Annotated in this window: 26 protein-coding genes and 1 tRNA gene; 15 read left to right on the forward strand and 12 right to left on the reverse strand. The window is 71.4% G+C overall.

All coding sequences use genetic code 11. From position 1 onward, the window contains the following. The first annotated feature begins 90 nt into the window (after nt 1-90). On the forward strand, nt 91-1,500 hold the full coding sequence (locus ADK57_RS14970; protein WP_053749954.1) for an alpha,alpha-trehalose-phosphate synthase (UDP-forming): 1,410 nt from the start codon (nt 91-93) through the stop codon (nt 1,498-1,500). Here the strand turns inward: ADK57_RS14970 and otsB are convergent. From otsB to ADK57_RS14985, 3 genes are all read right to left on the reverse strand, one after another. Then, complete coding sequence (otsB, locus tag ADK57_RS14975) at nt 1,497-2,375, reverse strand: trehalose-phosphatase (protein ID WP_053749955.1); 879 nt, start codon at nt 2,373-2,375, stop codon at nt 1,497-1,499. The two genes, ADK57_RS14970 and otsB, sit on opposite strands and share 4 nt — an antisense overlap. Nucleotides 2,376-2,883: 508 nt before the next feature. After that, the gene (locus tag ADK57_RS14980; RefSeq protein ID WP_053749956.1) at nt 2,884-3,126 is read right to left on the reverse strand and encodes a DUF3263 domain-containing protein; all 243 of its coding nucleotides are present in this window, start codon (nt 3,124-3,126) and stop codon (nt 2,884-2,886) included. A 39-nt stretch (nt 3,127-3,165) separates the two neighbouring features. Then, nucleotides 3,166-4,437, reverse strand: coding sequence for an ABC transporter substrate-binding protein (locus ADK57_RS14985; protein ID WP_053749957.1), 1,272 nt, complete (start codon nt 4,435-4,437; stop codon nt 3,166-3,168). A gap of 117 nt (nt 4,438-4,554) precedes the next feature. Here ADK57_RS14985 and ADK57_RS14990 point away from each other — a divergent pair, with 117 nt between their 5' ends. The 3 genes from ADK57_RS14990 (at nt 4,555) to ADK57_RS15000 (ending at nt 7,771) form a co-directional block, all read left to right on the forward strand. After that, the gene (locus ADK57_RS14990) at nt 4,555-5,499 is read left to right on the forward strand and encodes an ROK family protein (protein WP_078973121.1); all 945 of its coding nucleotides are present in this window, start codon (nt 4,555-4,557) and stop codon (nt 5,497-5,499) included. Nucleotides 5,500-5,579: 80 nt separating this feature from the next. Beyond that, on the forward strand, nt 5,580-6,710 hold the full coding sequence (gene nagA / locus ADK57_RS14995) for an N-acetylglucosamine-6-phosphate deacetylase (protein WP_234390196.1): 1,131 nt from the start codon (nt 5,580-5,582) through the stop codon (nt 6,708-6,710). Nucleotides 6,711-6,841: 131 nt separating this feature from the next. Continuing rightward, entirely contained in the window at nt 6,842-7,771 is a 930-nt protein-coding gene (locus ADK57_RS15000; RefSeq protein ID WP_053749958.1) for a 1-phosphofructokinase family hexose kinase, read from the forward strand. 3 nt (nt 7,772-7,774) lie between these two features. Here the strand turns inward: ADK57_RS15000 and ADK57_RS15005 are convergent, their stop codons facing one another. Continuing rightward, nucleotides 7,775-8,725, reverse strand: coding sequence for a CBM35 domain-containing protein (locus ADK57_RS15005; RefSeq protein WP_053749959.1), 951 nt, complete (start codon nt 8,723-8,725; stop codon nt 7,775-7,777). Between the two features lie 115 nt (nt 8,726-8,840). Further along, nucleotides 8,841-10,499, reverse strand: a complete 1,659-nt coding sequence (gene cdgB, locus ADK57_RS15010) for a diguanylate cyclase CdgB (RefSeq protein ID WP_053749960.1) — start codon at nt 10,497-10,499, stop codon at nt 8,841-8,843. A gap of 349 nt (nt 10,500-10,848) precedes the next feature. Between cdgB and ADK57_RS15015 the strand changes: the two genes are divergently transcribed. After that, nucleotides 10,849-11,433, forward strand: a complete 585-nt coding sequence (locus ADK57_RS15015; protein WP_078973123.1) for a flavin reductase family protein — start codon at nt 10,849-10,851, stop codon at nt 11,431-11,433. Between the two features lie 48 nt (nt 11,434-11,481). Beyond that, entirely contained in the window at nt 11,482-11,952 is a 471-nt protein-coding gene (locus ADK57_RS15020; RefSeq protein ID WP_053749962.1) for a GNAT family N-acetyltransferase, read from the forward strand. Nucleotides 11,953-11,970: 18 nt separating this feature from the next. On the opposite strand, the gene arfB is transcribed toward ADK57_RS15020, so the two are convergent. Further along, nucleotides 11,971-12,408: an alternative ribosome rescue aminoacyl-tRNA hydrolase ArfB gene (gene arfB / locus ADK57_RS15025; protein ID WP_053749963.1), complete on the reverse strand. Its 438-nt coding sequence runs from the start codon at nt 12,406-12,408 to the stop codon at nt 11,971-11,973. Nucleotides 12,409-12,553: 145 nt separating this feature from the next. Here arfB and ADK57_RS15030 point away from each other — a divergent pair, with 145 nt between their 5' ends. Continuing rightward, on the forward strand, nt 12,554-13,129 hold the full coding sequence (locus tag ADK57_RS15030; RefSeq protein WP_053749964.1) for a TerD family protein: 576 nt from the start codon (nt 12,554-12,556) through the stop codon (nt 13,127-13,129). Nucleotides 13,130-13,229: 100 nt separating this feature from the next. Then, the gene (locus tag ADK57_RS15035) at nt 13,230-14,171 is read left to right on the forward strand and encodes a bifunctional GNAT family N-acetyltransferase/NUDIX hydrolase (protein ID WP_053749965.1); all 942 of its coding nucleotides are present in this window, start codon (nt 13,230-13,232) and stop codon (nt 14,169-14,171) included. 8 nt (nt 14,172-14,179) lie between these two features. On the opposite strand, the gene ADK57_RS15040 is transcribed toward ADK57_RS15035, so the two are convergent. Beyond that, a complete protein-coding gene (locus ADK57_RS15040; RefSeq protein WP_053750024.1) occupies nt 14,180-14,788 on the reverse strand; it encodes a TetR/AcrR family transcriptional regulator in 609 nt (202 codons plus the stop codon). Nucleotides 14,789-14,908: 120 nt separating this feature from the next. Between ADK57_RS15040 and ADK57_RS15045 the strand changes: the two genes are divergently transcribed. Next, nucleotides 14,909-15,820 carry an alpha/beta fold hydrolase gene (locus ADK57_RS15045; protein WP_078973124.1) on the forward strand — a complete coding sequence of 304 codons (912 nt, stop codon included), beginning with the start codon at nt 14,909-14,911 and terminating at the stop codon, nt 15,818-15,820. A 77-nt stretch (nt 15,821-15,897) separates the two neighbouring features. Here ADK57_RS15045 and ADK57_RS15050 read toward each other — a convergent pair whose 3' ends face one another. Continuing rightward, complete coding sequence (locus tag ADK57_RS15050; RefSeq protein ID WP_053749967.1) at nt 15,898-17,307, reverse strand: M1 family metallopeptidase; 1,410 nt, start codon at nt 17,305-17,307, stop codon at nt 15,898-15,900. Between the two features lie 41 nt (nt 17,308-17,348). Between ADK57_RS15050 and ADK57_RS15055 the strand changes: the two genes are divergently transcribed. After that, nucleotides 17,349-17,849: a hypothetical protein gene (locus ADK57_RS15055; RefSeq protein ID WP_053749968.1), complete on the forward strand. Its 501-nt coding sequence runs from the start codon at nt 17,349-17,351 to the stop codon at nt 17,847-17,849. Nucleotides 17,850-17,868: 19 nt separating this feature from the next. On the opposite strand, the gene ADK57_RS15060 is transcribed toward ADK57_RS15055, so the two are convergent. Next, the gene (locus ADK57_RS15060) at nt 17,869-18,546 is read right to left on the reverse strand and encodes a hypothetical protein (protein WP_053749969.1); all 678 of its coding nucleotides are present in this window, start codon (nt 18,544-18,546) and stop codon (nt 17,869-17,871) included. A 4-nt stretch (nt 18,547-18,550) separates the two neighbouring features. After that, nucleotides 18,551-19,246, reverse strand: coding sequence for a pentapeptide repeat-containing protein (locus tag ADK57_RS15065; protein WP_199830582.1), 696 nt, complete (start codon nt 19,244-19,246; stop codon nt 18,551-18,553). 200 nt (nt 19,247-19,446) lie between these two features. Between ADK57_RS15065 and ADK57_RS15070 the strand changes: the two genes are divergently transcribed. From ADK57_RS15070 to ADK57_RS15080, 3 genes are all read left to right on the forward strand, one after another. Then, nucleotides 19,447-20,607, forward strand: a complete 1,161-nt coding sequence (locus ADK57_RS15070; RefSeq protein WP_053749971.1) for an NAD(P)-binding protein — start codon at nt 19,447-19,449, stop codon at nt 20,605-20,607. A gap of 53 nt (nt 20,608-20,660) precedes the next feature. Then, on the forward strand, nt 20,661-21,641 hold the full coding sequence (locus ADK57_RS15075; protein WP_053749972.1) for a zinc-binding dehydrogenase: 981 nt from the start codon (nt 20,661-20,663) through the stop codon (nt 21,639-21,641). Between the two features lie 104 nt (nt 21,642-21,745). Continuing rightward, a complete protein-coding gene (locus tag ADK57_RS15080) occupies nt 21,746-23,179 on the forward strand; it encodes an MFS transporter (RefSeq protein WP_420711858.1) in 1,434 nt (477 codons plus the stop codon). A 63-nt stretch (nt 23,180-23,242) separates the two neighbouring features. Here ADK57_RS15080 and ADK57_RS15085 read toward each other — a convergent pair whose 3' ends face one another. Next, nucleotides 23,243-23,896, reverse strand: a complete 654-nt coding sequence (locus ADK57_RS15085) for a rhomboid-like protein (protein ID WP_107091551.1) — start codon at nt 23,894-23,896, stop codon at nt 23,243-23,245. On the opposite strand from ADK57_RS15085, the gene ADK57_RS15090 reads away from it, so the two are divergent. Continuing rightward, a complete protein-coding gene (locus ADK57_RS15090) occupies nt 23,895-24,818 on the forward strand; it encodes an aminoglycoside phosphotransferase family protein (RefSeq protein ID WP_053749974.1) in 924 nt (307 codons plus the stop codon). The genes ADK57_RS15085 and ADK57_RS15090 overlap by 2 nt on opposite strands. Before the next feature lie 10 nt (nt 24,819-24,828). Continuing rightward, nucleotides 24,829-25,308, forward strand: coding sequence for a GNAT family N-acetyltransferase (locus ADK57_RS15095; RefSeq protein ID WP_053749975.1), 480 nt, complete (start codon nt 24,829-24,831; stop codon nt 25,306-25,308). A gap of 47 nt (nt 25,309-25,355) precedes the next feature. On the opposite strand, the gene ADK57_RS15100 is transcribed toward ADK57_RS15095, so the two are convergent. Continuing rightward, nucleotides 25,356-25,429: transfer RNA gene (locus ADK57_RS15100), tRNA-Thr, on the reverse strand. Nucleotides 25,430-25,434: the final 5 nt, after the last annotated feature.

Raw genomic sequence — 25,434 nt, forward strand, 5'->3', positions numbered from 1 at the left:
CCGGGCGTGTTTCGGCATCCGGGGGCCGTATACGGCCCCCGGACCCGTCCGAACGTTTGAGTGTTTCCGGGCTGGGCTAGGTTGAGGCGTATGGCTTCAACGCAGGGTGCTCGCAGTGCCGAGGTACTGGTCGCGTCCAACCGCGGCCCGGTTTCGTACGAGCTACGCCCAGACGGTACGGACGGCTCGCTCCACGCCAAACGGGGTGGCGGCGGGCTGGTCTCGGGCCTGTCCGCCATCGGGCCCGACGCGGGCGCGCTGTGGGTGTGCTCGGCGCTGTCCGACGGCGACCGCGAGGCGGTCCGGCGCGGAATCGGCGAGGACGGCGTGCGGATGCTCGACATCCCGGCCGACGTGCACGCCGACGCGTACAACGGCATCGCCAACTCCGTGCTGTGGTTCATCCACCACATGCTGTACCAGACCCCGCTGGAGCCGGTCTTCGACGCGGAGTTCCGTCGGCAGTGGACGTCGTACGAGACGTACAACCGCGCGTTCGCCGAGGCGCTGGCCGAGGAGGCCGCCGAGGGCGCGGCGGTCGTGGTGCAGGACTACCACCTGTGCCTGGTGCCGGGAATGCTGCGGGAGCTGCGCCCGGACCTCCGGATCGGCCACTTCTCGCACACGCCGTGGGCGCCGCCGGACTACTTCCGGATGCTCCCCGATGACATCCGCGCACAGCTGCTGCGGGGCATGCTCGGAGCCGACCGGCTGGGCTTCCTCACCAGCCGCTGGGCGGACGCGTTCACCGCGTGCTGTACGGAGTTCGCCGGGGGGCTCGGGGAGACGCAGGTCGGCGTGCACGGGCTGGGCACGGACGCGGACTTCCTGCGGAAGCGGTCGCACGAGGCCGATGTCGACGAACGGATGGCGGCGCTGCGGACGGAGATCGGCGAGGGCCGCAAGGCGATCGTGCGGGTCGACCGCACCGAGCTGTCGAAGAACATCGTGCGGGGCCTGCTCTCCTACCGGCAGCTGCTCGACGACCACCCCGAGTGGCGTGAGCGGGTGGTGCACGTGGCGTTCGCCTACCCGTCCCGCCAGGACCTCGTCGTGTACCGGGAGTACATGGCCGAGGTGCAGCGGCTGACGGACGAGATCAACGCGGGATACGGCACGCCGGGTTGGACCCCGGTCCTGCTGCACTTGAAGGACGACTTCGCCCGCTCCCTGGCCGCGTACCGTCTCGCCGACGTGGCCCTCGTCAACCCCATCCGGGACGGCATGAACCTCGTCGCGAAGGAGGTGCCGCTGGTCTCCGACGAGGGGTGCGTGCTGGTGCTGTCGCGGGAGGCGGGGGCGTTCGAGGAACTCGGCGAGGACGCGATCGCCGTCAACCCCTATGACGTGATCGGGACGGCCAAGGCCCTGCACGAGGCGCTCACCATGCCGGCGGGCGAACGGGCCGAGCGAGCGAAGCGGCTCAACGCGGCGGCGACCGCCCTGCCGCCGGCTCAGTGGTTCCTGGAGCAGCTGGATGCGCTGCGGCGGCTGGGCTAGCCGAGCCGCCCGATCCGTGCCGCGAGGGCCCGCAGCAGTCGTACGACCCCTTCCGGGCCGTCCACGACCACATCCGCCCGCTCCCTCAGCTCGGTGACCTCGTCGCTGCCGCTGCAGACGAGCAGGCCCGGTGTGCCGTCGGAGCGGAGTTCGTCGACGGCGCCGAAGGCGGGGAGGTCGCCGAGGTCGTCACCGGCGTAGAGGACGGACGTGGCGTCGATCTCCCGGACGTACTCCAGGAGCGCGACACCCTTGTCCATGCCCGGCGGGCGGAGTTCGAGAACGAGTCGGCCGGGTTCGACGATCAGACCGTGGCGGGCTGCCAGCTCGGTGAGCGGAGCTCGCAGGACCTCGAAGGCGGCCTGCGGATCGGCGGCCCTGCGGGTGTGTACGGCGACCGCGCGCCCCTTCTCCTCGATCCACGCCCCTTCCCGGACACCGGCCCCGTCGAGCACCCCCGGCAACTCGGCCCGCACTGCGGCGACACCGGGGTGCGGGGCGGGTGCGCTGAGGGTTCCGGTACGGGCGTCCCAGCGCTCGGCACCGTAATGCCCGAGGACGACGAGGTGTTCGAGACCGGGAACCCCGGCGAAGCCGCCGTGCCGGACGGCCACCGCCGCCGGACGCCCGGTGACCACGGCGACGGCGGCGACCTTCGGAGCGAGCGCGGCGAGCGCGGGCACCGCCTCCGGATGCGCCCGGGCCTGCTCCGGATCCGCCACGATCGGCGCTAGCGTCCCGTCGAAGTCGAGCGCGACCACCGCCCGCTCCGGTCGACCGAGGAGAGCGTCGAGCCCGTCCCGCCCTGCCGGGGTCGTCGGCATCGGCAGAGGGTCAGTGACGTTCGGGTCCGTGGATTCCGTGTGGCTGCCCATGGCTCGACCCTATCCGCGAAGGGCCGCACACTCCCGGCACCCCTGGGGGCTCCGCCCCCAAACCCCCGTCCTGTGCCCACCCACCACCCGTCTCGGTCGGATGAACGGCCGGCCACATCCAGCCCATCCGGCGTTCGAGGCCGAGCCCCTCCGGACCGAAGCGGAATCTGGAGCGCAGGGGCGCAGCCCCACAAGGAGTCCAGGACACACAGCCCCCGCCCAGCCCCGGCCCAGAACCCCGCGCGAGCCCGAACCAGCCGTGCCCCGCAAAGGATCCAGGACACACAGCCCCGCCCAGCCCCGGCCCAGAACCCCTCGCGAGCCCGAACCAGCCGTGCCCCGCAAGGGATCCAGGGCACGCAGCCCCCGCCTGGGTGCAGGAGCGGAGCCCCTGGTGGGGCCGAAGGAGAGAAGCCCCGCCAGGTGCGGGGCGTAGGGCCCTCGTGGGGTTGAAAGGGGCGTAGCCCCTGGGGACGGGTCGGGTAGGGGCGGCGGGGGCGAGAAACCCCTACCGTTCCGCTCGCCGCGCGTCCCGTACCCGTCTCAGCCGGTTGACCGTCACCGGGTCGAACGCCAACGCCCGCTCGTCGTCCAGCAGCGCGTTGAGCAGCTGGTAGTAGCGCACCGGCGCCAACCCCAGCTCCTCCCGTATCGCCCGCTCCTTCACGCCGGGCCCGCTGAACCCCCGCCGCTCCAGCGCGAGGATCTCGCGCTCCCGGCGGCCCAGTTCCTGAGCCTGCTCCTCGTCCATCCCCGCACGCTAACAACCGGCACCGACACCGGCAGCCGCCTACTGCGCGGTCTGCGCCGACGCAGCCGTCGTCTGAAGCCGGCTCAGTACGGAAGCCGGGCTTCCGCCCGATGCCACGGCCTGCCCGATCCGCTTCTTCACGGCCGCGCTGACCTGCGCCCAGGACGTCTCCCCCACCGGATACGTCTCGGACAGCGGCAGCTCGTCGAGGAAGGGCTTGAGGTCGGCGTCCTGCTTCGCCGTGCTCATGACCTCGGACGCGGAGTTGGTGACCGGCAGCAGGTCGTACTCACGGGAGAAGGCGAGGACGTTCTTCTCGCTGTAGACGAAGTCGAGGAAGTCGCCGATCTGCTCGGCGTGCCCGTTCTTTCTGAAGGCGGTCATCCAGTCGGCGACGCCCATGGAGGTCTTGCTCTGGCCGTCCGCGCCGGGCATCGGCACCATGCCGAACCTCACGCCCTTCTTGGCGGCCATCTTCATCAGCGAGGGGTGCCCGTTGAGCATGCCGACGTCCCCGTTCGCGAACGCGGCGAACGCATCGGCCCGGTCGAGCTTCCCGGGCGCGACCGGCCCGGTCAGCCCCTTGCCGACGAGGTCGTCCTTCAGCCAGGTGAAGGTGTCGGTGTTCTCCGAGGAGTCGATGCTGTACGTGCCGAGCGTGTCGGTGTAACCGCCCCCGCCGCTGAGCAGCCACTGCATGGTCTCGGCCTGCGCCTCCTCCGGCCCGAGGGGCAGCGCGTACGGGTACTTCACGCCGTCCGCCTTCAGCGCCTCGGCGTCCGCGGCCAGCTCGTCCCAGGTCGTCGGCGGAGTGAGACCGGCCTCGGTGAAGAGGGTCTTGTTGTAGAAGAGCAGCCGGGTCGAGGCGGCGAACGGCATGCCGTACTGGACCCCCTTGACCTCGCCCGCGTCGGAGAGCTGGGATATCCAGTCGGCCTGGACGGGTATGGAGACCAGGTCGTCGGCCTTGTAGAGCCGGCCGGCGTCCGCGTAGTCGGCGTACGCGCCGATCTGCGCCATGTCGGGCGCCTTGCCGGCGTCGACCAGCTCCTTGACCTTGCGGTCGACGTCGTTCCAGGAGTAGACGCTCACGTCGACCCGCACGCCGTCGTGCTCGGCCTCGTACTCCTTGACCAGGGCGTTCCAGTACTTCTGGGAGCTGTTGGCCGAGCTGTCGCCGTAGTCGGCGGCGACCAGCTTCAGCGTCACCTCGCCGGAGTCGGCGGTGAGACCGCATCCCCCGAGGACCGCCGTCAGGCCCAGTGCGGACACCGCCGCGATCGTTCCCGCCCTAGCCCGCTGCACTGCCATCGCCCCAACATCGCCGATCATCGAAACTCTCGAAAGGTCATACATATTGCTCCCATAAGGTCTACACCACGTGAGTGGACTAGACCTCTTGAGGGTACGCGGGCCACACTATCCCCCGTGAGACACGTCATCGCCCTCGATGTGGGCGGCACCGGGATGAAGGCCGCCCTGGCCGGGGCGAACGGCGAGCTGCTGCACCGGGCCCGCCGCGCCACCGGCCGCGAACGCGGGCCGGACGCGGTCGTCGAGGGCATCCTCGACTTCGCCGCCGAGCTGCGCGCGTACGGCATCGAGCACCTCGGCGAGCCCGCGGCCGCCGCCGGCGTCGCCGTCCCCGGCATCGTCGACGAGGCCCGCGGCATCGCCTCCTACTCGGCCAACCTGGGCTGGCGTGACGTACCCCTGCGCGAGCTGCTCGGCGCGAAGCTCGACGGTGTCCCCGTCGCCCTCGGCCACGACGTCCGCACCGGTGGCCTCGCGGAGGGGCGGATCGGCGCGGGCAAGGGCGCCGACCGTTTCCTGTTCGTGCCGCTGGGCACCGGCATCGCGGGCGCCATCGGCATCGGCGGCCGGGTGGAGTCGGGCGCCCACGGCTTCGCGGGAGAGATCGGTCACATCGTCGTACGGCCCGGAGGGACCGCCTGTCCGTGCGGGCAGCGCGGCTGTCTGGAGCGGTACGCGTCCGCGGCGGCCGTCAGCCAGGCGTGGGCGGCGGCCTCCGGGGACCCCGGGGCGGACGCGGCCGACTGCGCGAAGGCCGTCGTGTCCGGCGACCCGAACGCCGTACGGATCTGGCAGGACGCCGTCGACGCGCTCGCCGACGGGCTGGTCACCGCGCTCACCCTGCTGGACCCGCGCACGCTCATCATCGGTGGCGGGCTCGCCGAGGCGGGGGAAACCTTGTTCACACCACTGCGGGACGCCGTCCGGCAACGGGTCACGTTCCAGAAACTGCCGTCGATCGTCCCGGCGGCCCTGGGGGACACGGCCGGCTGCCTGGGTGCGGGCCTGCTGGCCTGGGATCTCCTCGACAACACGGACCGTACGGAGGTAACCGCCTGATGGCCAACGTCCCAGGGGCGCGGGGAACTGCGCGACCAGCCCCCCACCACCCGCAGCCCGCGACCGGCGAAGGACCCGTGATCCTCACCGGTGCCAACGTGGTCATGCCCACAGGGACCGTTGGAGGCGGCCAGGTCGTCGTCGAGGGCACCCGGATCGCCGGTGCCACCCCGGAGAACGCCCACCTCATCGACGTAACCGGCCACTGGCTGGTGCCCGGCTTCGTCGACATCCACAACCACGGCGGCGGCGGCGCCTCCTTCACCTCCGGGACGGTCGACGAGGTCCTCAAGGGCATCCACACCCACCGTCTGCACGGCACCACGACCCTCGTCGCCTCCACGGTCACCGGCGACATGGACTTCCTGGCCCAGCGGGCCGGGCTGCTGTCCGAGCTGGCCGAGCAGGGCGAGATCGCCGGGATCCACTTCGAGGGGCCGTTCATCTCCCCGTGCCGCAAGGGCGCGCACTCCGAGGAGCTGCTGCGCGACCCGGACCCGGCGGACGTCCGCAAGCTGATCGACGCGGCGCGGGGGAAGGCGAAGATGGTGACCCTCGCCACCGAGCTGCCCGGCGGCATCGACTCCGTACGGCTGCTCGCGGAGCACGACGTGATCGCGGCGATCGGGCACACGGACGCGACGTACGAGCAGACGGTGGAGGCCATCGAGGCCGGCGCCACGGTCGCCACCCACCTCTTCAACGCGATGCCGGCCCTCGGTCACCGCGCCCCCGGCCCGATCGCCGCCCTCCTGGAGGACGAGCGGATCACGGTGGAGCTGATCAACGACGGCACGCACCTCCACCCGGCCTCCCTCCAGCTGGCGTTCCATCACGCGGGCGCGGCCCGCGTCGCGTTCATCACGGACGCGATGGACGCGGCCGGCTTCGGCGACGGGCGTTACATGCTCGGCCCGCTGGAGGTGGAGGTGGCCGACGGCGTGGCGCGGCTCGTGGAGGGCGGCTCGATCGCGGGCTCCACCCTCACCCTGGACCGCGCGTTCAAGCGGGCGGTGACGCTCGACGGGCTGTCGGTCGAGGACACGGTGGCCGCCCTCTGCGCCAACCCGGCCCGTCTGCTCGGCATGTACGACACCGTCGGCTCCCTGGAGCCCGGCAAGGACGCCGACCTGGTCCTCCTGGACGCCGACTTCGGCCTCAAGGGCGTGATGCGCCGGGGCGAATGGGTGGTCGATCCACAACTGGGGTGATCTGTCCGTCTGTTGAGGGCGGCGGTTGTCCTGTCAAACTGGGAGGACCGCCGTCCGTTTGGCATGATCAGCCGTCCGGACAGACAGACGGCAAGCGCGTTCCGCGTTTTCCTCGGGGGAGGTCGAGCCAGGTGATCCTCACGGTCACGCTGAACACCGCTCTCGACATCACCCATCGCGTACGTTCCCTGCGCCCGTACACCTCCCACCGCGTCACGGGCGTGACCGAACGGCCGGGCGGCAAGGGCGTGAACGTGGCCCGGGTGCTGGCGGCCCTCGGGCACGAGGTGACGGTCACGGGCTTCGTCGGCGGCGCGACCGGGCAGGTCGTCCAGCGGCAACTCACCACCACTCCAGGCCTGGTGGACTCCCTGGTCCCGGTGACCGGCGCCACCCGCCGCACGATCGCCGTCGTCGACGAACGGACCGGCGACACGACCCAGCTCAACGAACCCGGCCCGACGGTCACGCCGGCCGAGTGGTCCGCCTTCCAGGAGGCGTACGAGGATCTCGTCCCGTCGGCGTCCGCGGTGGCCCTGTGCGGCAGTCTGCCGCCGGGGGTGCCGGTGGGGGCGTACGCGGGACTCGTACGGACCGCGAAGGCGGCCGGCGTCCCCGTCCTCCTCGACACCAGCGGAGAGGCGCTGCGGCGTGGAGTCGCCGCCCGCCCCGACATCGTGAAGCCGAACGCCGACGAACTGGCCGAACTGACGGGATCCCACGAGCCGTTGCGCGCCACCCAGGACGCCCGCCGGCGCGGCGCCCGGTCCGTCGTCGCCTCCCTGGGCGCCGAGGGCCTGCTCGCTCTCACCCCCGAGGGCTGCTGGCAGGCCACTCCGCCCACCCGAGTCCACGGCAACCCCACGGGCGCCGGCGACTCGGCGGTCGCGGGCCTGCTGTCGGGCCTGGTCGATCAACTCCCGTGGCCGGACCGGCTGGCCCGCGCGGTCGCCCTGTCCGCGGCGACGGTGGTGGCGCCGGTGGCGGGGGAGTTCGACCCGGGGGCGTATCAGGAGTTGGTGGGGCGGGTGACGGTCACGGGGGAGGTCAGCGCGGCGTGAACTCTACTGATCGACGTTTTCCGTCAGGGAGAACTGATCGAGGTAGGCGTCGCACTGGTTGCCCTGCTGGCACGAGAGCTCGATCGTGTTGGTGCCCTTGTTCAGGGTGACCTGACCCCAGGTGGTCTGCCAGCCCTTCTCCCAGTCACCCTTGGGCTGGTTGGCGAAGTTCTTCATGTTCAGCGGCTGCGTGTTGGCCTTGCCGTTGACCGTCAGCGTCGCGTTGGCATCGACACCGGGGATGTCGTAACGGACGTAGAGCCGGTAGGTGCCGGCCTTCTCGATGCCGTTGACGGTCCAGGTGACCTTGGCGCCGACCTGGTTGAAGCCCTGCACATACAGGCCACCCTCGGCCTGGGCGCCCTTCACGTCGGAGGCGATGCTCGTGCCGCCCTCCAGACGCAGGGTCTTCGCGTCGGTCTTCGGGAGCTCACCGGCGGCCGCCGACTGCGAGGACGACGCGCTCGGCTTGCTGCTCTGCGAAGTCGTCGGCGAGGTCGACGCCCCGTTGCCGCCCGCGTTCTCCTCCCCGTCGCCGCCCATCATCGCCACCCCGATGCCGATGACGACCGCCGCGACGACCGCGATCGCGCCGATCAGCAGCCCCTTGGTGTTGGGGCCGCGGCGGCCGCCGCCATCGCCGTAGGACGGCTGCGGCTGCTGGGTGGTGGGGGCGCCGCCCGGGAAGGTCTCGGGCGCGGCGTAGTGCGCGTTCGGCTGGGCGTGGCCGCCCTGCTGCTGTGGAACCTGGCCGTACGGCGCGGTCGCCGCGGCCGGGGCCTGCTGGCCGTACTGCCGCTGACCGACAGCCCGCACCCGGTTGACGGAGCCCGGGTAGCCGTAGCCACCGCCACCGGAGGGCGGCTGGGCGCCGTTGGCCTGCCCGTCGGCGTAGAGATAGCCGAACGGGTCGTCGTCCTCGGGCGTGCTCGCGCCGTTGTTGCCGGCCGTCATCCCTTGGTCTCCTCAGCGGGTGCGGGTGCGATTCGTGTGGTGAGAAGGGCGAGCCTACCCGCTCCTGGTGCCCCAAACGGGTGACTCGGATCGCATCAGCTCGCTGACCTGGGGCTCATCCCGCGCGTCTGTGTTGTTTGGGACGAGATCGTTTCTCTACGTACATCCGCTCGTCGGCCGACTTCAACACCTCGTCCGCGGTCATCCCGCAGGACGCCCAGCCGATGCCGAAACTGGCGCCGACCCGCATGGCCCGGCCGTCGACCCGGATGGGCTGGATGATCTCGTTGCGCAGGCGTACGGCGAGGTCCTGGGCGTCGGCACGGCCCAGCCCGTCGGCCAGGACCACGAACTCGTCGCCGCCGAGCCGGGCCACCGTGTCGCCGTCGCGGACGCCCCCGGACAGCCGCCGGGCGACCTCGATGAGAACCGCGTCACCCGCGTTGTGCCCGAACCGGTCGTTGATCGACTTGAAGCCGTCGAGGTCGCAGAAGAGGACCGCGAGCCCCTTGGCGCCGTCGTCACGTTCACCCTCAGGGGCGACGGTGTGCACGTGGTGGTCGTAGCCGTCGTACACCGCGACACCGCTCGACGGGAAGTCGAAGCCGTGGCCGTTCGCGTCGAAGGCGGGGTGGTCGTACGCGCTGTCCACCGGCTCGAGGGCGCCCGCGTGACCGGCGCGCCGGCACAGGCGGGAGGAGAGCCGGGAGCGCAGTTCGGCGGAGTTCGGCAGGCCGGTGAGCGCGTCGTGCGAGGCGCGGTGGGCGAGCTGCAGTTCGCGGCGCTTGCGATCCTCGATGTCCTCGACGTGCGTGAGGAGAAACCGGGGGCCGTCGGCCGCGTCGGCGACGACGGAGTTGCGCAGATGGACCCAGACGTACGTGCCGTCGCGGCGGCCGAGGCGGAGTTCCGCGCGGCCGCCCTCGGCGGAGGTGCGGAGCAGGGTGCTTATGTCCTCGGGGTGGACGAGGTCGGAGAAGGAGTAGCGGCGCATCGCGGAGGCGGGGCGGCCCAGCAGCCGGCACAGGGCGTCGTTGGTCCGCAGGATCCGGCCGTGCTGGTCGCCGCCCATCTCGGCGATGGCCATGCCGGAGGGGGCGTACTCGAAGGCCTGCCTGAAGCTTTCCTCGCTGGCGCGCAGGGCCTGCTGCTCCCTTTCGAGCCTGACCAGTGCGCGCTGCATATTGGCGCGTAGCCGCGCGTTGCTGATCGCGATGGCGGCCTGGAAGGCGTACATCTGGAGCGCTTCACGCCCCCATGCGCCCGGACGGCGGCCGTTGCGCGGCCGGTCCACGGACAGCACGCCGATCAGCTCGCCCGACGAGCCGCCGCCCGACGGGGCGGGGGTGTACATGGGGGCGAAGAGCCGGTCGGAGGGGTGCCACTCGTCCTCGAAGCGGGGCGCGGGTCCGTCGGTGTACCACTGCGGGACGTCGTCGTCGTCGAGGACCCAGCCCTCGGTGTGCGGTATGAAGACCAGGTCGCCCCAGTGCTCGCCCATGCCCAGCCGGCGCTCCCAGGACTCGCGGGAGCCGACGCGGCCGGTGATCAGCGCCTCGGCCGCCGCGTTGCCCGCGAAGGCGGCGACGACGAGGTCGCCGTCGGGGCGTACGAGGTTCACGCACGCCAGCTCGTACCCGAGGGCGTGGACCACGCCGTCGGCCACGGTCTGCAGTGTGTCCGCGAGGCTGCGGGCCGTGTTCATGTCGGCCATGACCTGGTGCAGCTGTCGCAGGGACGCAAGGCGGACGTAGGGCTCCGACTCGGTCTCCATGCTCGCCCTCCCCCCGAGACCTCGCAGCGAATCAAGGGTTCTCATCGGCGTATCGTCCTGGCAGCTTCCCCGCCACTGAATCACAGCGCGCTGCTCACTCGGTACACAGGGTCAACAATTACTGCCCCTTGTGACTCAAGTCACAGCGAAAGATGAACAATTGAGTGGGGTTTCTGTGTTTTCCCTGTGCGTTTACTGAACGCAAAGTTTGTACGAATGGGGAGGTCGTGCGGACGGGACACGGGCAGGACACAGACAGTACAGAGGGAAACTCGTCCCCGAGTCCTAGGACCGGTCTCGGCCCGAGGCCCGATGCGGCGCGCACGGACCGGAGATTAGCGTTTCGGGCGTGCCGAACACTCCCCACACCACGTCCGCCACCCTCGCCGCTCCCGCCCCCGGGCATGCTGAGGGGGTGAGCAACGACGAGTTCCGCGCCGCCCTGTCACGGCTGGCCGCCGGCGTGGTCCTGGTGACCGCGCAGGAGCCACCGCTCGACCCCGACGACCCGCAGGCGCCGGGGGGCGAGGACGTCGGCATGACGGCGACGGCGTTCATGTCGGTCTCCCTCGACCCGCCCCTGGTGCTGGTCAGCCTGCGCGAGGGCTCCCGCATGGACGACCTGCTCGACGAGCAGCCCCTGTGGGCGGTGTCGGTCCTCTCCGAGAGCCAGCGGCACATCGCCGGCCGCTTCGCCATGAAGGGCCGCATCAGCGACCGTCTCCTCTTCGAGGACATCCCGTACGTCCGCGGCGAGGCGTCCGGCGCTCCGCTGGTGGGCGGCGCCCTGGCCACCCTGGAGTGCCGCACGCAGCAGCGTGTGCCGGCCGGTGACCACGTCCTGGTGATCGGCCGGGTCCTGACGGCGACGCTGCCGAGCGCGGACGGCGGGCCGCTGACGTATTTCCGGGGGCGCTACCGGCAGTTGGGGTGAGCCGGAATTCGATCGCCTCTCCGTGGCCCGCCTGCCTAGGGTGCGCGCATGACGACTTCCACGCCCCGCCTCGAAGAGGTCACACCCCGCAACTTCGAGGCCGCCACCGGCATAAAGGTCCGCCCGGAACAGGAATTCGCGGTCTCCCCGGTGATGCAGTCACTCGCCGAGGCGTATGTCCACCCCGCCGGAGTCGCCTGGCCCCGCCTGATCGTGGACGGCGACCGTCCCGTCGGCTTCCTCATGGCCTTCTTCGACATCGACTGGAAGGCAGACGGCACGCTCTTCCGCTCCGGCCTGTGGCGTCTGAACATCGCCGCCGGGGAACAGCGCCGGGGATACGGCCGGTTCGCCGTGGAGTCCGTGGCGGCCGAGATCCGCCGCCGGGGCGGCAAGGAGCTGTACGTCACCTGGCATGCCGGTCCGGACGGACCCGAGGACTTCTACCTGGGGCTCGGCTTCCGGCCCAACGGCGAGCTGAGCGCGGGGGAGATCGTCGGGGTGCTGGAACTGTCGTAGACGACACCGCGGCCGGCGTCACCCCCAGTCGCGGCCCTGCCGTCCCCGCTTGGTGTCCGAACGCTGCTTCTTCTCCCGCAGGCGGCGTTCGTTGATGCCCCGTGGGATCCGGGTGGCCCGGCGCGGCTTGGGCGGCGGGGCCGTCGCCTCGGCGAGGAGAGCGGCCAGGCGTACGGCGGCGGTCTCGCGGTTGCGCCACTGGGAGCGGTGCTCGGAGGAGCGGACGGTGACGACGCCGTCGACGAGCCGCCCGGCCAGCTTGGCCAGGGCGCGCTGCTTCCACACCTCGGGCAGGGCCTCGGTGCGGGCCAGGTCGAAGCGGAGCTCCACCTGCGAGTCGCTGGTGTTGACGTGCTGTCCGCCGGGCCCGGAGGAGCGGGAGAAACGCCACATGAGCTCGGCCTCGGGAAGCGAGACGGAGCCGCGGATGACGTGAGGACCGGACATGGCGTCCATGTTCCCTGGTCCGTCCGGTCCACGTCACCCGAATATCTCGGGTAAAGAAAGTAAAGAGAGCAGGAACCTCTGGTACCTCTCTCCACGTTCATACGGGTAGCTGTAGCTTCATGCCGTACGTCTAACGAGGGAAGGACTCCCAACAATGGCTGTAAGCCTGTCCAAGGGTGGCAACGTCTCGCTCACCAAGGAGGCTCCGGGCCTGACCGCCGTCACCGTAGGCCTCGGCTGGGACGTCCGCACCACCACCGGCACGGACTTCGACCTCGACGCCTCCGCGATCGCGGTCAACACGCAGGGCAAGGTCTACTCGGACGCCCACTTCGTGTTCTTCAACAACAAGCAGACCCCGGACCAGACCATCGTCCACACCGGTGACAACCGCACCGGCGAGGGCGCGGGCGACGACGAGGCGATCAACGTCAACCTGGCGGGCCTGCCCGCCGACGTCGACAAGATCGTCTTCCCGGTCTCGATCTACGACGCCGAGAACCGCTCGCAGAACTTCGGCCAGGTCCGCAACGCCTACATCCGCATCCTCAACCAGGCCGGCGGCGCCGAGATCGCGCGCTACGACCTGTCCGAGGACGCGGCCACGGAGACGGCCATGGTCTTCGGCGAGCTGTACCGAAACGGCGCGGAGTGGAAGTTCCGGGCCGTCGGCCAGGGCTACGCCTCGGGCCTGGTGGGCATCGCCCAGGACTTCGGTGTGAACGTCTGATCCGACGTCCCCCGCAGCCTGCCGGAGCCCCCGACCGTCCTGACGGCCCGGGGGCTCCGGCGTTCCCGCCCCACCGCCGGTCGGCCGATAGGTTGCCCGCGTGATCCTCACCTCCCTCCCCCTCGCCCCCGACCGCGACATCCCGGGCCCGCTGCTCACCGAACTCACCGCGCTCCACGCCGCCAACCACGAATTCCACGCGCTCAGCGGCGACTTCCCGGACCCGGACGACATCCGCCCGGAGCAGGTGGCGGCCGCGCTGGCCGAGGAGGCGGTGACCCCGGGGGCGGAGGTGCTGCTGGCCCACGGCGAGGGGCGGCTGGTCGGGATCGCGATCACCCTCGACCGGCACCCCGACCCGGCCGACCCGGACCCGTGGATCGGCCTCCTGATGGTGGCGGCGGACGTCCAACGCCGTGGGTACGGAAGCCGGTTGGCCACACTCCTCGAGGACCGCTTCCGCGCCGCGGGCCGCACCGCCGTACGCCTGGCCGTCCTCGACGCCAACCAGAAGGGCCTCGCCTTCTGGACGGCCCTCGGCTACGAGGTGATCGACCACCGCGCGGACCGCGAACGCGGCCGCCCCTGCGCGGTACTGCGCAAGCCGCTGCGCACCGCGCGCCGCGCGGCCCGGATCGCCGTACTGGCCCCCGACGGCGCGGTCTTCCTCCTCCGCTACGACAACGACGAGGTCGGCAAGCACTGGGCGCTCCCCGGCGGCGGCCTGGAACCGGGCGAGAGCCCCCGCGAGGGCGCCCTGCGCGAACTCGCCGAGGAGACCGGCTGGACGGACCTCGAACCGGGCCCCCTGCTGTGCACGTGGGAGCACGACTTCACCCGCGCCGGCATCCCCGTCCGCCAGCACGAGCACATCTACGTCACCCACGGCCCGCACCGGCCCCCGACCGGCGCGGACCTGGCCGCCTCACACATCGAGGAGGGCATCCTCGCCTGGCGCTGGTGGCCCCGGCAGGAGCTCGCCGAGCCCCCGGAGCCGGTGTGGCCGCCCGAACTGGCGCGACTGCTGGACGAGTTGGGCTGAGCAGCCGCTCAGCGGGGGCTTCGGAAGATCCCGTCCAGGTGATGCTCCAGCACCGCGGCCGCCGATTCCGCGCTTCGCTGCCCGACCAGGATCCCCGTGCCGAGTCCCGCGGACATGGCGAGCAGCCCGGCCGCCGTCGGCCGCGGGTCCACGCCGGTCCGGAGCAGGCCCGCCTCCCGCGCCTCCCCGAGGAGTCCGGCCACGGCGTCCTCGGCGGCGTCGGGGTCCTTGATGAAGGGCTGGGCGGCGAGCGCGGGGTCGTTCACGGCGAGGACGGCGTACGAGGTGTACACGTGGTGGAAGGTGCGGCTCTCCTCGTCGGTCGGCAGCGCCGCCATCAGCAACGCCTCGATGCGCGCCCGCGGTCCGGGGCCGTCCCCGGCGTCCCGCAGCCGGGCGGCGACCCGCTCGCCGAACCGCTCCGCCAGGTGCCGCAGCCCGAAGAGCAGCAGCTTCTCCTTGGTCTCGAAGTAGTACTGCACCAGCCGCAGCGACACGCCTGCTTCCGCCGCCACGTCCCGCATCCCGACGGCATGCAGCCCGCGCCGCCCGGCGACCCGGACGAGCGCCTCGGCGATCTCGGTACGCCGTTCCGCATGGTCCACGCGCTTGGGCATCGCCGTGTCTCCGCTCGTCGTCTCCGCCGGTACGACCCCTGCCGGGGCGTCTTGATGATACAGCGGTACCACCATCATGGTACGTTCGTATCACAAAGCCCCTGAATCCCGGAGGTGCCCGTGTCCGACACCGCTGCCCGCAACCGGTCCGACGTCGGCCGCTATGTGAGCGACGCCTGGCGCGACCGCCACTTCGCGGCCTGCGACGCCCTCTACGCGCTCGGGGCGCCCGCGCTCGCGGAACAGGACGTGGAGACCTCCTTCGGCACCACCCACGTCTACCGCTACGGCCCCGCCGACCCGGCCGGCGACTCCCGCGCCCCCGTCGTCCTGGTCCATGGAGCGGGCTCCTGCTCCGCCATGTGGTACCCGAACACCCGCGACCTCAGCGCCGACCGCACCGTCTACGCGATCGACACCCCGGGCGACCCCGGACGCAGCGTGCAGCGCGAACCCGTCCACCAGCCCGAACACGCCGCCCAGTGGCTGGACGAGACCCTCGCCGGGCTCGGGCTCGACCGCGTCCACCTCGCCGGCTCCTCCTACGGCGGCTGGCTCGCCCTGAACCAGGCGCACCGCAGGCCCGACCGCCTCGCCTCGGTCACGCTGCTCGACCCCGGCGGCCTGGAGAAGGTGGGACTGCGCTTCTTCGTCTGGATCTTCGCCGGCCTCTTCGCGACCTTCGCGCCCAAGGCACTGCGCCCACGCCTCGCGGCCTGGCTGGAGCAGCCGGTCCTCGTCGTACCGGAACTGCGCGCCATGATCAGGACGGCCGTCCGCGCCTACCGCATACGTCGGCCGTCCCCCCTCCCCCTGTCGGAGGACGAACTGTCCACCATCCGCACCCCGCTCTACCTGGTGCTCGGCAAGCGCAGCCTGCTCGTGCACCCGCAGCGACAGGCGGAGCGCGTCCCCCGTCTGGTACCCGGCGCCCGCGCGGAGATCATCTCCGGCACGGGCCACGGACCGCAGATCGACCACCCGGAGGAGATCAACCGCCGGATGCTGGACTTCATGAAGTCCGCCGAGTGAATGCCGCCGAGTGCAGACGACCCAGTGAAGACCATCCAGTGAAGGCCATCCAGTGAAGGCCATCGACCGACCGGCCGTCAGTCCTGGGCGGGCGCCGGCTTCCCGTCCCCGTACAGCCAGTCCGCCCAGACCGCGTCGAAGTCCTTCCCTGGCGCCTGCTTCTCCACGTAGGCCGTGAAGTCGGCCGTGTCCGCGTTGCCGTGGCGGTGGGCGGCGGCCCAGCCGCGGAGGAGGGCGCGGAAGGCGGTGTCGCCGACCGTCTGACGGATCTTGTGGAGGACCATCGCGCCGCGCTGGTAGACGGGGGTGCCGGAGATGTGCGCGGCGCTCGGCGGCTTCGCGGGCGGGAAGGACCACAGGTCCTCGTCGGTCCGGTCGCCGTGGTCGTACAGCGCGTCGAAGGTCTCCTGGGCGCTGTCGCCGCCGTGCTCCTCCTGCCACAGCCACTCCGCGTACGTCGCGAAGCCCTCGTTGAGCCACATGTCCCGCCAGGTCTTCGGCGTGACCGAGTTGCCGTACCACTGGTGGGCGAGTTCGTGGACGAGGAGCTCGGTGTCGGGAACGCCGGGGAAGACGGGCCGGTTCTGGGTCTCCAGGGCGTAGCCCGCGTCGCCGTCGCGCTCGACGATCGCTCCGGTGGAGGAGAAGGGGTACGGCCCGAAGGTGTCCGCGGCCCACTCCATGACCTCGGGGATCCTTGCCTGCACCGTCCGGCCCGCCCCGGCCAGGGCGGGGTCGACGGCGACGTACACGGGCAGGCCGTCGGCGGTGGTGGAGCGGCGGATGTCGTAGTCACCGACGGCGACCGTGGCGACGTGACTCGCCATGGGTTCGGCGGTGCGCCAGGTGAACGCCGTACGGCCCCCGGTGCTCCGCTCGCTCACCAACTCGCCGTTGGACACGGCCCGCAGGCCCTTTGGCACGGTCACCTTGACCTCGTACGACGCCTTGTCGGAGGGGTGGTGGTTGCCGGGAAACCACGCCATCGAACCCGTCGGCTCCCCGAGGGCGAGCGCCCCGTCCGCGGTGCGCAGCCAGCCTTCCTCGGAGCCGTCCGGGTCGGTGATCGTCCCAGGCGTGCCGGAGTAGCGGACGGTCACGCGGAAGGTCTCGCCCTCGTCGAGAACGTCGTGCGGACACACGGTCAGCTCCTGCCCGGCACGGTTCCAGCGGGCGCCCTTCCCGTCCACGGTGACTCCGCCGACGTCAAGCCCCTTGAGGTCGAGGTCGAAGGCGGAGAGGTCCCGGGTGGCTCGGGCGCTGATCGTCGCCGTGCCGGTGAGGTGGTCGGTGTCGGGCTCGTAGGCGAGGTCCAGGTCGTAGTGCGTGACGTCGTACCCCCCGTTGCCCGCCCTCGGGAAGTACGGGTCGCCCGCACCGGAGCCGCCGGGGCTGCCGTGCACGCCGCCGCCACCGCCGCAGGCGGTCAGGGCGAGGGCGAGGAGCAGGGACGTGCAGGTCGGGACAACCGGTACGGATCGGGACACGCCGGTGATCCTATGAGGAGACGCGTGACACCATCACGTACGTGCTCGACATCGGCTACGCCCTCTCCAACCGCTTCCCGGACCCCCCGCAGACCGACTACCGCCGCGCGGACGTCCACGCCCTGCGCCACGACCTGTTCTGCGGGGACGTCTACCTCGCCGACACCAAGGCCGACCGGGAACTGTCCACGGCCTGGGGATGGGTCCCGGTGCTCGACTTCGCGTGGGCCCTGTGCGACATCGTCGAGCGGATCGACCGCGACCCGGCGGGCTCCCGCGCCTCCCGCCCCCAGCACGCGGAACTCGACTTCACCGAGTCCACCGACCGCATGCTCTTCGAGCGCCGCTTCGGCTGGGTGGACATCGAGGCCGACTGGATGCCGGCCGAGGAGCCCCCGCTGAGCTTCTCCCACACCGAACTCCGCAAGGAGGCCAGGGACTTCCTGCACGACCTGATCGCCGACCTGGTCGACCTGCATGACGACCTGGGCGAGAACCCGGCGATCTGGACGCTCCAGTCGCGTTTCCCGCGGGTGGGGTGAGCGCAGGGCACGCGCCGCCTCAGTCGCCGGACGGGGCGGGAGGCCGGGCACCTCCCAACATGATCAGGTCGCCCAGCTGCGTCCCGGCCGGCAGATGGCCCCGGGACATGTACTCGTAGCCGGTGGTCAGCCGGGCGGTGTCCAGCCCCAACAACGACACGACGTCGTAGTGCTGGTCGTCGGCGAACACATACCGCCCGCCCTCACCGTCCTCCGGGTCCAGGGGTGTGCGGCGCAGGACCGATCCCAGCATCGCGCGATCCACCGGACCTGCCGCCAGCGGGAGGAACGGCTCGGGATCGGCGCCGACGGGCTCGGGATACGCGCCGTCCGCTCCCCCCACCGGGTTCCCGTCCTCGTCGGTCTCGACCTCGTCGAAGTACCCCGGAAACGAGTCGTAGCAGTGCCTCAGCTCCCCGTCCTGGAACACCCGCATGTCCAGCACGTCCGAGTCGTAGACGTACGCGCTCAGTGTCGGCGCCCCGAGCAGTCGGCTCAGCGGGCCGGCCAGTCTGACCACGTCGGTCCCTTCGTCCGGGCAGATCACCGTGTGACGAGGCCCCACGGCCATGGCGTACCCCCGTATCGCCTCACCGCCCGATCCGGGCACCCCGGCCGCCCCGGTCCCCCCGTCGAGCAACGGCACCACCTCACTGCACGTCCGCGCCACCAGCACGTTGCCGTAGAACGTCCCCACCCGCTCAGCCCTCCACCCGAATCCCCAGCTCAGCCGCCAACACCGGCGCCAGATCCAGCAGTTGGGCCGGACTGATCACCGCCCCCGCCAGCCGGTCCACGCCGCGTGCGATCTCCAGCGAAGCGACCCCGCGCAGGTCGACGTCCTTGAGCGTGGCCGCGCTGAGATCGACCCCCTTCAGCTCGCAGTCCACGAACTCGACCCGCTCCAGCCGGGCACCCCCGAAGTCCGGCTCGACCAGGACGCAGCCCTGGAAGACGACGTCCTTGAGGCGGGCGGTGCGCAGGTTCAGGTAGTCGATCTTGCCGCCGCGGACCAGGACGCGCTCCAGGACGGCTCCGTGCAACTGCACCCCGCCGAGCCGGGCGTCGACCAACTCGACGTCACGCAGGGTCGACTCGGCCAGGTCGGTGCCCACACCCCGGACGCCGGTGAGGACCGAGTCCAGGACGCGCGCATGGTGCAGCCGGGTCTCGTCCAGCGCGCACCCCGTCAGCGCGCAGTCCATGAAACGGGCGCCCCGCCCGTCCTGCCCGGCGAAGTCCGCCTCCGCGAACTCCAGCCCGTCGTAGTCCCCGTCCGGCTCCAACCCCCCACCGCCGTACGGCTCCAGCGGCGGCAGCCGCACCTCCGGCCGCCGAGCCGCCTTCATCCCGGCCCCGCCGGCCCCACCCGTCCCACCCACCGCTCTCCTCGCCATGCCCCCATGCTGCACCCCACCACTGACAATCACCCTGACCTGCGAAGACTCCCCCGATGTCACATTTCGAGGCCTCCATCAGTCGTACTCACAAGACAGCGACTCACAAAACAGCGGCCCAGGAACACCGCCCCAGGAACAGCACCCAGAAACAGCACTCAGGAACAGCAAGGCGACCCGACCAGAGGGAGACCCCAGCCATGCACCGCATCACCGTCATCGGCGGCGGCTTCGCCGGACTCACCGCCGCCGTCACCGCCGCCGAGGCGGGCGCCAAGGTCACCATCCACGAAGCGCACCACACCCTCGGCGGGCGGGCGCGGACCGCCGAGGGGCCGTACCGCACGAACGAAGGACCGCACGCCCTCTACAAAGGCGGCCCGCACTGGACCTGGCTCCAGCAGCGCGACCTCATCGGCCCGCTCGCGCCGATCCCGCCCCTGGAGGCGGCCCGGATGCGGTTGCGGCACAAGGGCGTGCTGCGCCGCACCCCACCCTTCGCGATGCTCAAGCTGCTGCGCCCGGGCGCCCGACAGGCGCCCGTCGACGTCGACTTCATGACCTGGGCGACCGAACAGGCCGGCGAGGAGGGGGCCCGCGCCGCCGCGCACTACTCCGCCGTCGCCCTCTTCCACCACGACCCCGGCTCCCTGTCCGCCGCGTTCGTGCAGGAACGCCTGCGCCGTGCCACCAAGCTCCCGCCCGAGGCCCACTACCCGCGCGGCGGCTGGGCCACCGTCATCGACCGGATGGCCGCCCGGGCCTGGAATCTGGGCGTCCGGATGGAGACGCTGTCCCGGGTCGACACCCTGCCCACCGACACTCCCGTGGTGGTCGCCACGTCACTCGACGCCGCCCGCCGCCTCCTCCGCGACGACTCCCTGACCTGGACCGGCGGCCGTACCACCCTCATCGACCTCGGCGTACGCACCCGGCGCGGCGACGCCTTCGCCGTCTCCGACCTCGACTCCCCCGGCTGGATGGAACGGTTCACCGCCCAGGACCGCTCCCTCGCCCCCGCCGGCGAGCAGCTCATCCAGGGCCAGATCCCGATCGCCCCGCACGAGACGAAGGCCGACGGCATCGCCCGCGCCGAGCAGCTTCTCGACCTCGCCTTCGAGGGCTGGCGCGGGCGCGTCACCTGGCGGTCCGAGGCCGTCGCGAACGGCCGCACCGGCGCCGTCGACCTGCCGGGGACCAGCTGGCGCGACCGGCCCGCCGTCGACCGCGGCGACGGCGTCTACCTCGCCGGCGACCAGGTCGCCGCCCCCGGCGTCCTGTCCGAGGTCTCCTTCAACAGCGCCCTGACCGCGGTCTCGCTCGCCCTCGGCCGGAGCGCTCTTGACCTCAAGCACGCTTGAGGTTGAAGAGTGGCGTCCTGACCACAGCACCAGCAACCGATGGGGGACCTCACATGCACGCCATCCGCCTGCACGCCTTCGGCCCGGCCGACAACCTCACCCACGAGCAGGTCGACGACCCCCGGCCCGGCCCCGGCCAGGTCCGTATCGCCGTGGAAGCGGCCGGCGTCCACCTCCTGGACACCGCCCTGCGCGAGGGCGTGCAGGGCCCCCTCCCCGCGCTGCCCACCCTGCCCACGATCCCCGGCCGCGAGGTCGCCGGCGTCGTCGAGTCCCTCGGCGAGGGCGTCTCCGTGCCGTGGCTCGGCAAGCGCGTGGTCGCCCACCTCGGGTTCGCCCCGGGCGGCTACGCCGAACTCGCCGTCACCGAGGTCGAACGCGTCCACGAGATCCCCGCGAACCTGGACTTCGCCCAGGCCGTCGCCATGATCGGCACGGGCCGTACGACGATGGGGATCCTGCAGTTCGCCGAGCTGGGCCCCGACGCGGTCGCCGTGATCCCGGCCGCCGCCGGAGGCATCGGCACCCTCCTCGTCCAGTACGCCAAGCACGCCGGCGCCACCGTCATCGGCCTCGCCGGCGGCCCGGAGAAGGCCGCCCGCGTCCAGGCGAACGGCGCCGACCTCGCCGTCGACTACACGGACCCCGCCTGGCCGGACAAGATCCGCGCCTACCTCGGCGGCCGTACCGCCACCGTCGTCTTCGACGGCGTCGGCGGCGACGTCGCCCGCGAGACCGTCGCCCTCCTCGGCCCCGGCGGCAAGCACCTCGTCTTCGGCTGGTCCGGGGCCGGCATCCACGACGGCAAGCCCTACCTCGTCGACGGAGTGTCCGAGCAGGTCCTCGGCCCCGTGATGATGCAGAGGGCCGGCGGCCCCAACCCCGTACGCACCCTCGAACTGCGCGCCCTCACCCAGGCCGCCGAGGGCCGCCTCACCCCCGCCGTACAGCGCTTCCCACTCTCCGAGGCGGCCGCCGCGCACCGGGCCCTGGAGACCCGCGGAACGACCGGAAAGGTAGTCCTGGAACCATGACCTCTGCGAATGCGACAGGCCCCGATCCGTGGTCTGCTGACCGGGTGAGCGTCGCTCCGCCAGGTGATCACGTGAACGCCGACCCCCGCCGCTGGTGGGGCCTGGTGATCATCGCCCTCGCGCAGCTGATGGTCGTCCTCGACGCGACCATCGTGAACATCGCGCTCCCTTCCGCACAGCGCGACCTGGGCATCTCCGACGGCAACCGGCAATGGGTCATCACCGCCTACACGCTCGCCTTCGGCGGCCTCCTCCTGCTCGGCGGCCGGATCGCCGACCTGGTGGGTCGCAAACGCACCTTCGTCATCGGCCTCGTCGGCTTCGCCGCCGCCTCCGCACTCGGCGGCGCCGCCACCACCCCCGCCATGCTCTTCGGCGCCCGCGCCCTCCAGGGCGCCTTCGCCGCCCTGCTGGCCCCCTCCGCGCTCTCCCTGCTGACGACGACCTTCACCGACCCCAAGGAACGCGGAAAGGCCTTCGGCATCTACGGCGCCCTCGCCGGCAGCGGCGCCGCGATCGGCTTCATCGTCGGCGGTCTGCTCACCGAGTACCTGGACTGGCGCTGGTGTCTCTACGTCAACGTCCCCATCGCCGTCGCGGCCGTCTTCGGCGCCCTCGCCCTGCTGCACGACCGCCCCGGCCGCACCGGCGCCCGCCTCGACGTCCCCGGCGTCCTGCTCGGCTGCGGCGGCCTGGTCTCGATCGTCTACGGCTTCAGCGAGGCCGAGCCCCGGGGCTGGACCGACCCCCTGGTCCTCACGCTCTTGGCGGCAGGAGTCGTACTCCTCGCGGCGTTCGTGTGGTGGCAGTCCCGGGCCCCGATGCCCCTGCTGCCCCTCCACGTCATCAAGGACCGCAACCGCGCCGGCTGCTTCCTGACCATGGGCCTCGCCGTCATCGGCATGTTCGGCCTGTTCCTGTTCATGACGTACTACCTGCAGGTCGTCCTCGAGTACTCGCCGGTCAAGACCGGCCTCGCCTTCCTGCCGCTGACCGCCTCCATCATCACCGGCTCCACGCAGATCTCCGCCCGGCTGATAAACCGCGTACCGCCGCGCATGCTGATGGTCCCCGGCATGCTCCTCGCGGCGAGCGGCATGGTGATCCTCACGCAGCTGACCGTGGACAGCGGGTACGCCACCGACATCCTCCCCGCGCTGATCCTGATGGGCCTCGGCATGGGCCTGACCTTCATGCCGGTGTTCTCCACCGCGACCGCGGGCGTCGCCCCGCAGGACTCGGGCGTCACCTCGGCGACCCTCAACACCTCGCAGCAGGTCGGCGGTTCCATCGGCACGGCCCTCCTGAACACGATCGCCACGACCAGCACCACGGCCTACGTCACCGCCCACCTCGGCGACGGCGGCCCGCAGGCCCTGATCGCCAAGGAGGCCGTCGTCCACGGCTACACGGTCGCCATCTGGTGGGCCGCCGGCATCATGCTGCTGGCCGGCCTGGTCGCGGGCCTGATGGTGACGACGAAGCCGCCGAAGCGGGGCGTCCCGGCGCAGGACGCGGTACCGGAGTCGGTGGCCTGAGAACGCCCACGGCCACGCCCAGTGCCGCCGCGCCACCCGATCCGAGCTGCTCCTGACCAGACGTCAACCCCTCACGGCGGGCACTGTCTCCTTCGGATTTCGCGCTTTCACCCGCCCTCTGACCAGCGAATAACACCCGAATCCGATCAGCATGGAAGCGAAATGCCCCAGATCGGTGAAGGTGCGACCGGCGACCAACGGCACCCCGTAGACGAGAAGCACGGCGACCGCGTACCCGTAACGCCAAGGGCTCGGGATCAGATACGCGAGGACGGCGACCACGCCCGCCAGCGCGTAACTCACGCCGATGTCCAGCGTGTCGAGCGCCGACCGCGGAGCCATCCCGTGCCGGATCCCCCACAACAGCGCCCCCTCGCTGATCAGCGAGGCCAGCACGTGCGCGGCCACGCACACCGCGAGCCAGCGCGCGGTCCCGAGCCGGCGTTCGGCCGGGGCATGGAAAACGGAGTAGAGCACGGCGTACGGCAGCCAGCGGCCGCCGTCGATCCACATCGCGCTGGCGAACAGCACCCGGACCGGATTGCTCGACAGTTCATGGATATTGGTGGAGCGCTGCCGCAGAAACTCGTCCTCGAACTGAGGGGACATGCGGTGCATGGCCACCGTGGTGACGAACAGAACGGTCAGCCAGACATAGGTGCCGGGGGCGCTGCGGACGTATGTCCACACCCTGTGGATGCCCCGGTCAATTCGCATGAGGCGATTCACCCACGCCGGTAGTGTCCGCATCGTGATCGACATTCCGGACGAGCTGGCCGCATCACAGGAGAGGTTCAACGGAGCAGCGGGCCGCGCTTTCATCGCCGCGCTACCGGATCTGACGGCCGACTTCCTGGAGCGCTGGGAACTGACCGTCGACGGACAGCCGATGCACGGGGTCGCCGCACTGGTGCTGCCGGTCATCCGCGCGGACGACACCCGGGCCGTACTGAAGCTCCAACTCCTGGACGAGGAGAGCGAGGGCGAGCCGGTCGCCCTGCGCATCTGGAACGGCGACCGGGCGGTACGACTCCTCGACCACGACGAGATAACCGGCACCATGCTCCTCGAACGCCTCGACCCCACCCGCATGCTGTCCCACCTGCCCGACACCCGCGAAGCCGTCCTGGTCATCGCCCGCCTCCTGTCGCACCTCACCGCCGTGCCCGCCCCGCCGGGCCTGCGCCGCCTCGGCGACATCGCACACGCCATGCTCGACCGGACCCCGTGGGCGCTGGAACGCATCCCGGACCCGGACACCCGCCGCCTGGTCACCGACTGCGCCGCCGCCGTACGCGAGGTCGTCGACGAACCCGGCGACCGCCTCCTCCACTGGGACCTCCACTACGAGAACGTCCTCGCCTCCGACCGTGCCCCCTGGCTCGCCATCGACCCCAAACCGCTCGCCGGTGACCCAGGGTTCGAACTCTGGCCCGCCCTCGCCAACCGCTTCGACGCCGACGAGATCCGCCGGCGCTTCGACGCCATGACGGACGTCCTCGGCCTGGACCGCGCACGCGCGCGTGCCTGGACACTCGGCCGACTCCTCCAGAACGCCCTGTGGGACATCGAGGACGACCGCCCGCCGGACCCACAGCAACTGGAAATCGCGAGGCGCCTCAGGAGCGCCCCGGGCTAGCCTCCCCCGCATGATCCGCACCGCGACCCCGGCCGACATCCCTGTCATCCACACCCTCGTCCGCGAACTCGCCGAGTACGAGAAGGCACCCGCCGAGGCCAAGGCGAGCCCGGACCAACTCCACGAGGCCCTCTTCGGTGAGCACCCGGCCGCCTTCGCCCACATCGCCTGCGACGACACGACCGGGGAACCGGTCGGCTTCGCCCTGTGGTTCCTGAACTTCTCCACCTGGCGGGGCGTCCACGGCATCTACCTCGAGGACCTCTACGTCCGCCCCACCTCCCGAGGCGGAGGCCACGGCAAGGCCCTGCTCACCGAGCTGGCCCGCATCTGCGTGGAGCGCGGCTACGAGCGCCTGGAGTGGTCCGTCCTGAACTGGAACACCCCGTCGATCGCCTTCTACGAGGCACTCGGTGCCCGCCCTCAGGACGAGTGGACGGTGTACCGGCTGACGGACGGGGCGCTGCGGACGCTGGGTGCGCGAGCATGAAGAAGCCCAGGTCAGATAGACGCTGACCTGGGCCTTTCGTTGCCGGGAGCCCCCTGTCGGATTCGAACCGACGACCTACGCATTACAAGTGCGTTGCTCTGGCCAACTGAGCTAAGGAGGCCTGCG

Origin of the sequence: Streptomyces sp. MMG1533, from assembly GCF_001279775.1 — a bacterium.
Taxonomy (GTDB): domain Bacteria; phylum Actinomycetota; class Actinomycetes; order Streptomycetales; family Streptomycetaceae; genus Streptomyces.

Excerpts from the sequence above, each read along its gene's own strand:
- ADK57_RS14980 (WP_053749956.1), bottom strand. The coding sequence starts at position 3,126 with ATGGACGAGGAGCAGGCTCAGGAACTGGGCCGCCGGGAGCGCGAGATC.
- ADK57_RS15085 (WP_107091551.1), bottom strand. The coding sequence starts at position 23,896 with ATGCGAATTGACCGGGGCATCCACAGGGTGTGGACATACGTCCGCAGC.
- otsB (WP_053749955.1), bottom strand. The coding sequence starts at position 2,375 with ATGGGCAGCCACACGGAATCCACGGACCCGAACGTCACTGACCCTCTG.
- ADK57_RS15030 (WP_053749964.1), top strand. The coding sequence starts at position 12,554 with ATGGCTGTAAGCCTGTCCAAGGGTGGCAACGTCTCGCTCACCAAGGAG.
- cdgB (WP_053749960.1), bottom strand. The coding sequence starts at position 10,499 with ATGGAGACCGAGTCGGAGCCCTACGTCCGCCTTGCGTCCCTGCGACAG.
- ADK57_RS14985 (WP_053749957.1), bottom strand. The coding sequence starts at position 4,437 with ATGGCAGTGCAGCGGGCTAGGGCGGGAACGATCGCGGCGGTGTCCGCA.
- ADK57_RS15095 (WP_053749975.1), top strand. The coding sequence starts at position 24,829 with ATGATCCGCACCGCGACCCCGGCCGACATCCCTGTCATCCACACCCTC.
- ADK57_RS15075 (WP_053749972.1), top strand. The coding sequence starts at position 20,661 with ATGCACGCCATCCGCCTGCACGCCTTCGGCCCGGCCGACAACCTCACC.
- ADK57_RS14970 (WP_053749954.1), top strand. The coding sequence starts at position 91 with ATGGCTTCAACGCAGGGTGCTCGCAGTGCCGAGGTACTGGTCGCGTCC.
- ADK57_RS15005 (WP_053749959.1), bottom strand. The coding sequence starts at position 8,725 with ATGACGGCCGGCAACAACGGCGCGAGCACGCCCGAGGACGACGACCCG.
- ADK57_RS15090 (WP_053749974.1), top strand. The coding sequence starts at position 23,895 with ATGAGGCGATTCACCCACGCCGGTAGTGTCCGCATCGTGATCGACATT.
- ADK57_RS15065 (WP_199830582.1), bottom strand. The coding sequence starts at position 19,246 with ATGGCGAGGAGAGCGGTGGGTGGGACGGGTGGGGCCGGCGGGGCCGGG.
- ADK57_RS15040 (WP_053750024.1), bottom strand. The coding sequence starts at position 14,788 with ATGCCCAAGCGCGTGGACCATGCGGAACGGCGTACCGAGATCGCCGAG.
- ADK57_RS15070 (WP_053749971.1), top strand. The coding sequence starts at position 19,447 with ATGCACCGCATCACCGTCATCGGCGGCGGCTTCGCCGGACTCACCGCC.
- arfB (WP_053749963.1), bottom strand. The coding sequence starts at position 12,408 with ATGGACGCCATGTCCGGTCCTCACGTCATCCGCGGCTCCGTCTCGCTT.
- ADK57_RS15020 (WP_053749962.1), top strand. The coding sequence starts at position 11,482 with ATGACGACTTCCACGCCCCGCCTCGAAGAGGTCACACCCCGCAACTTC.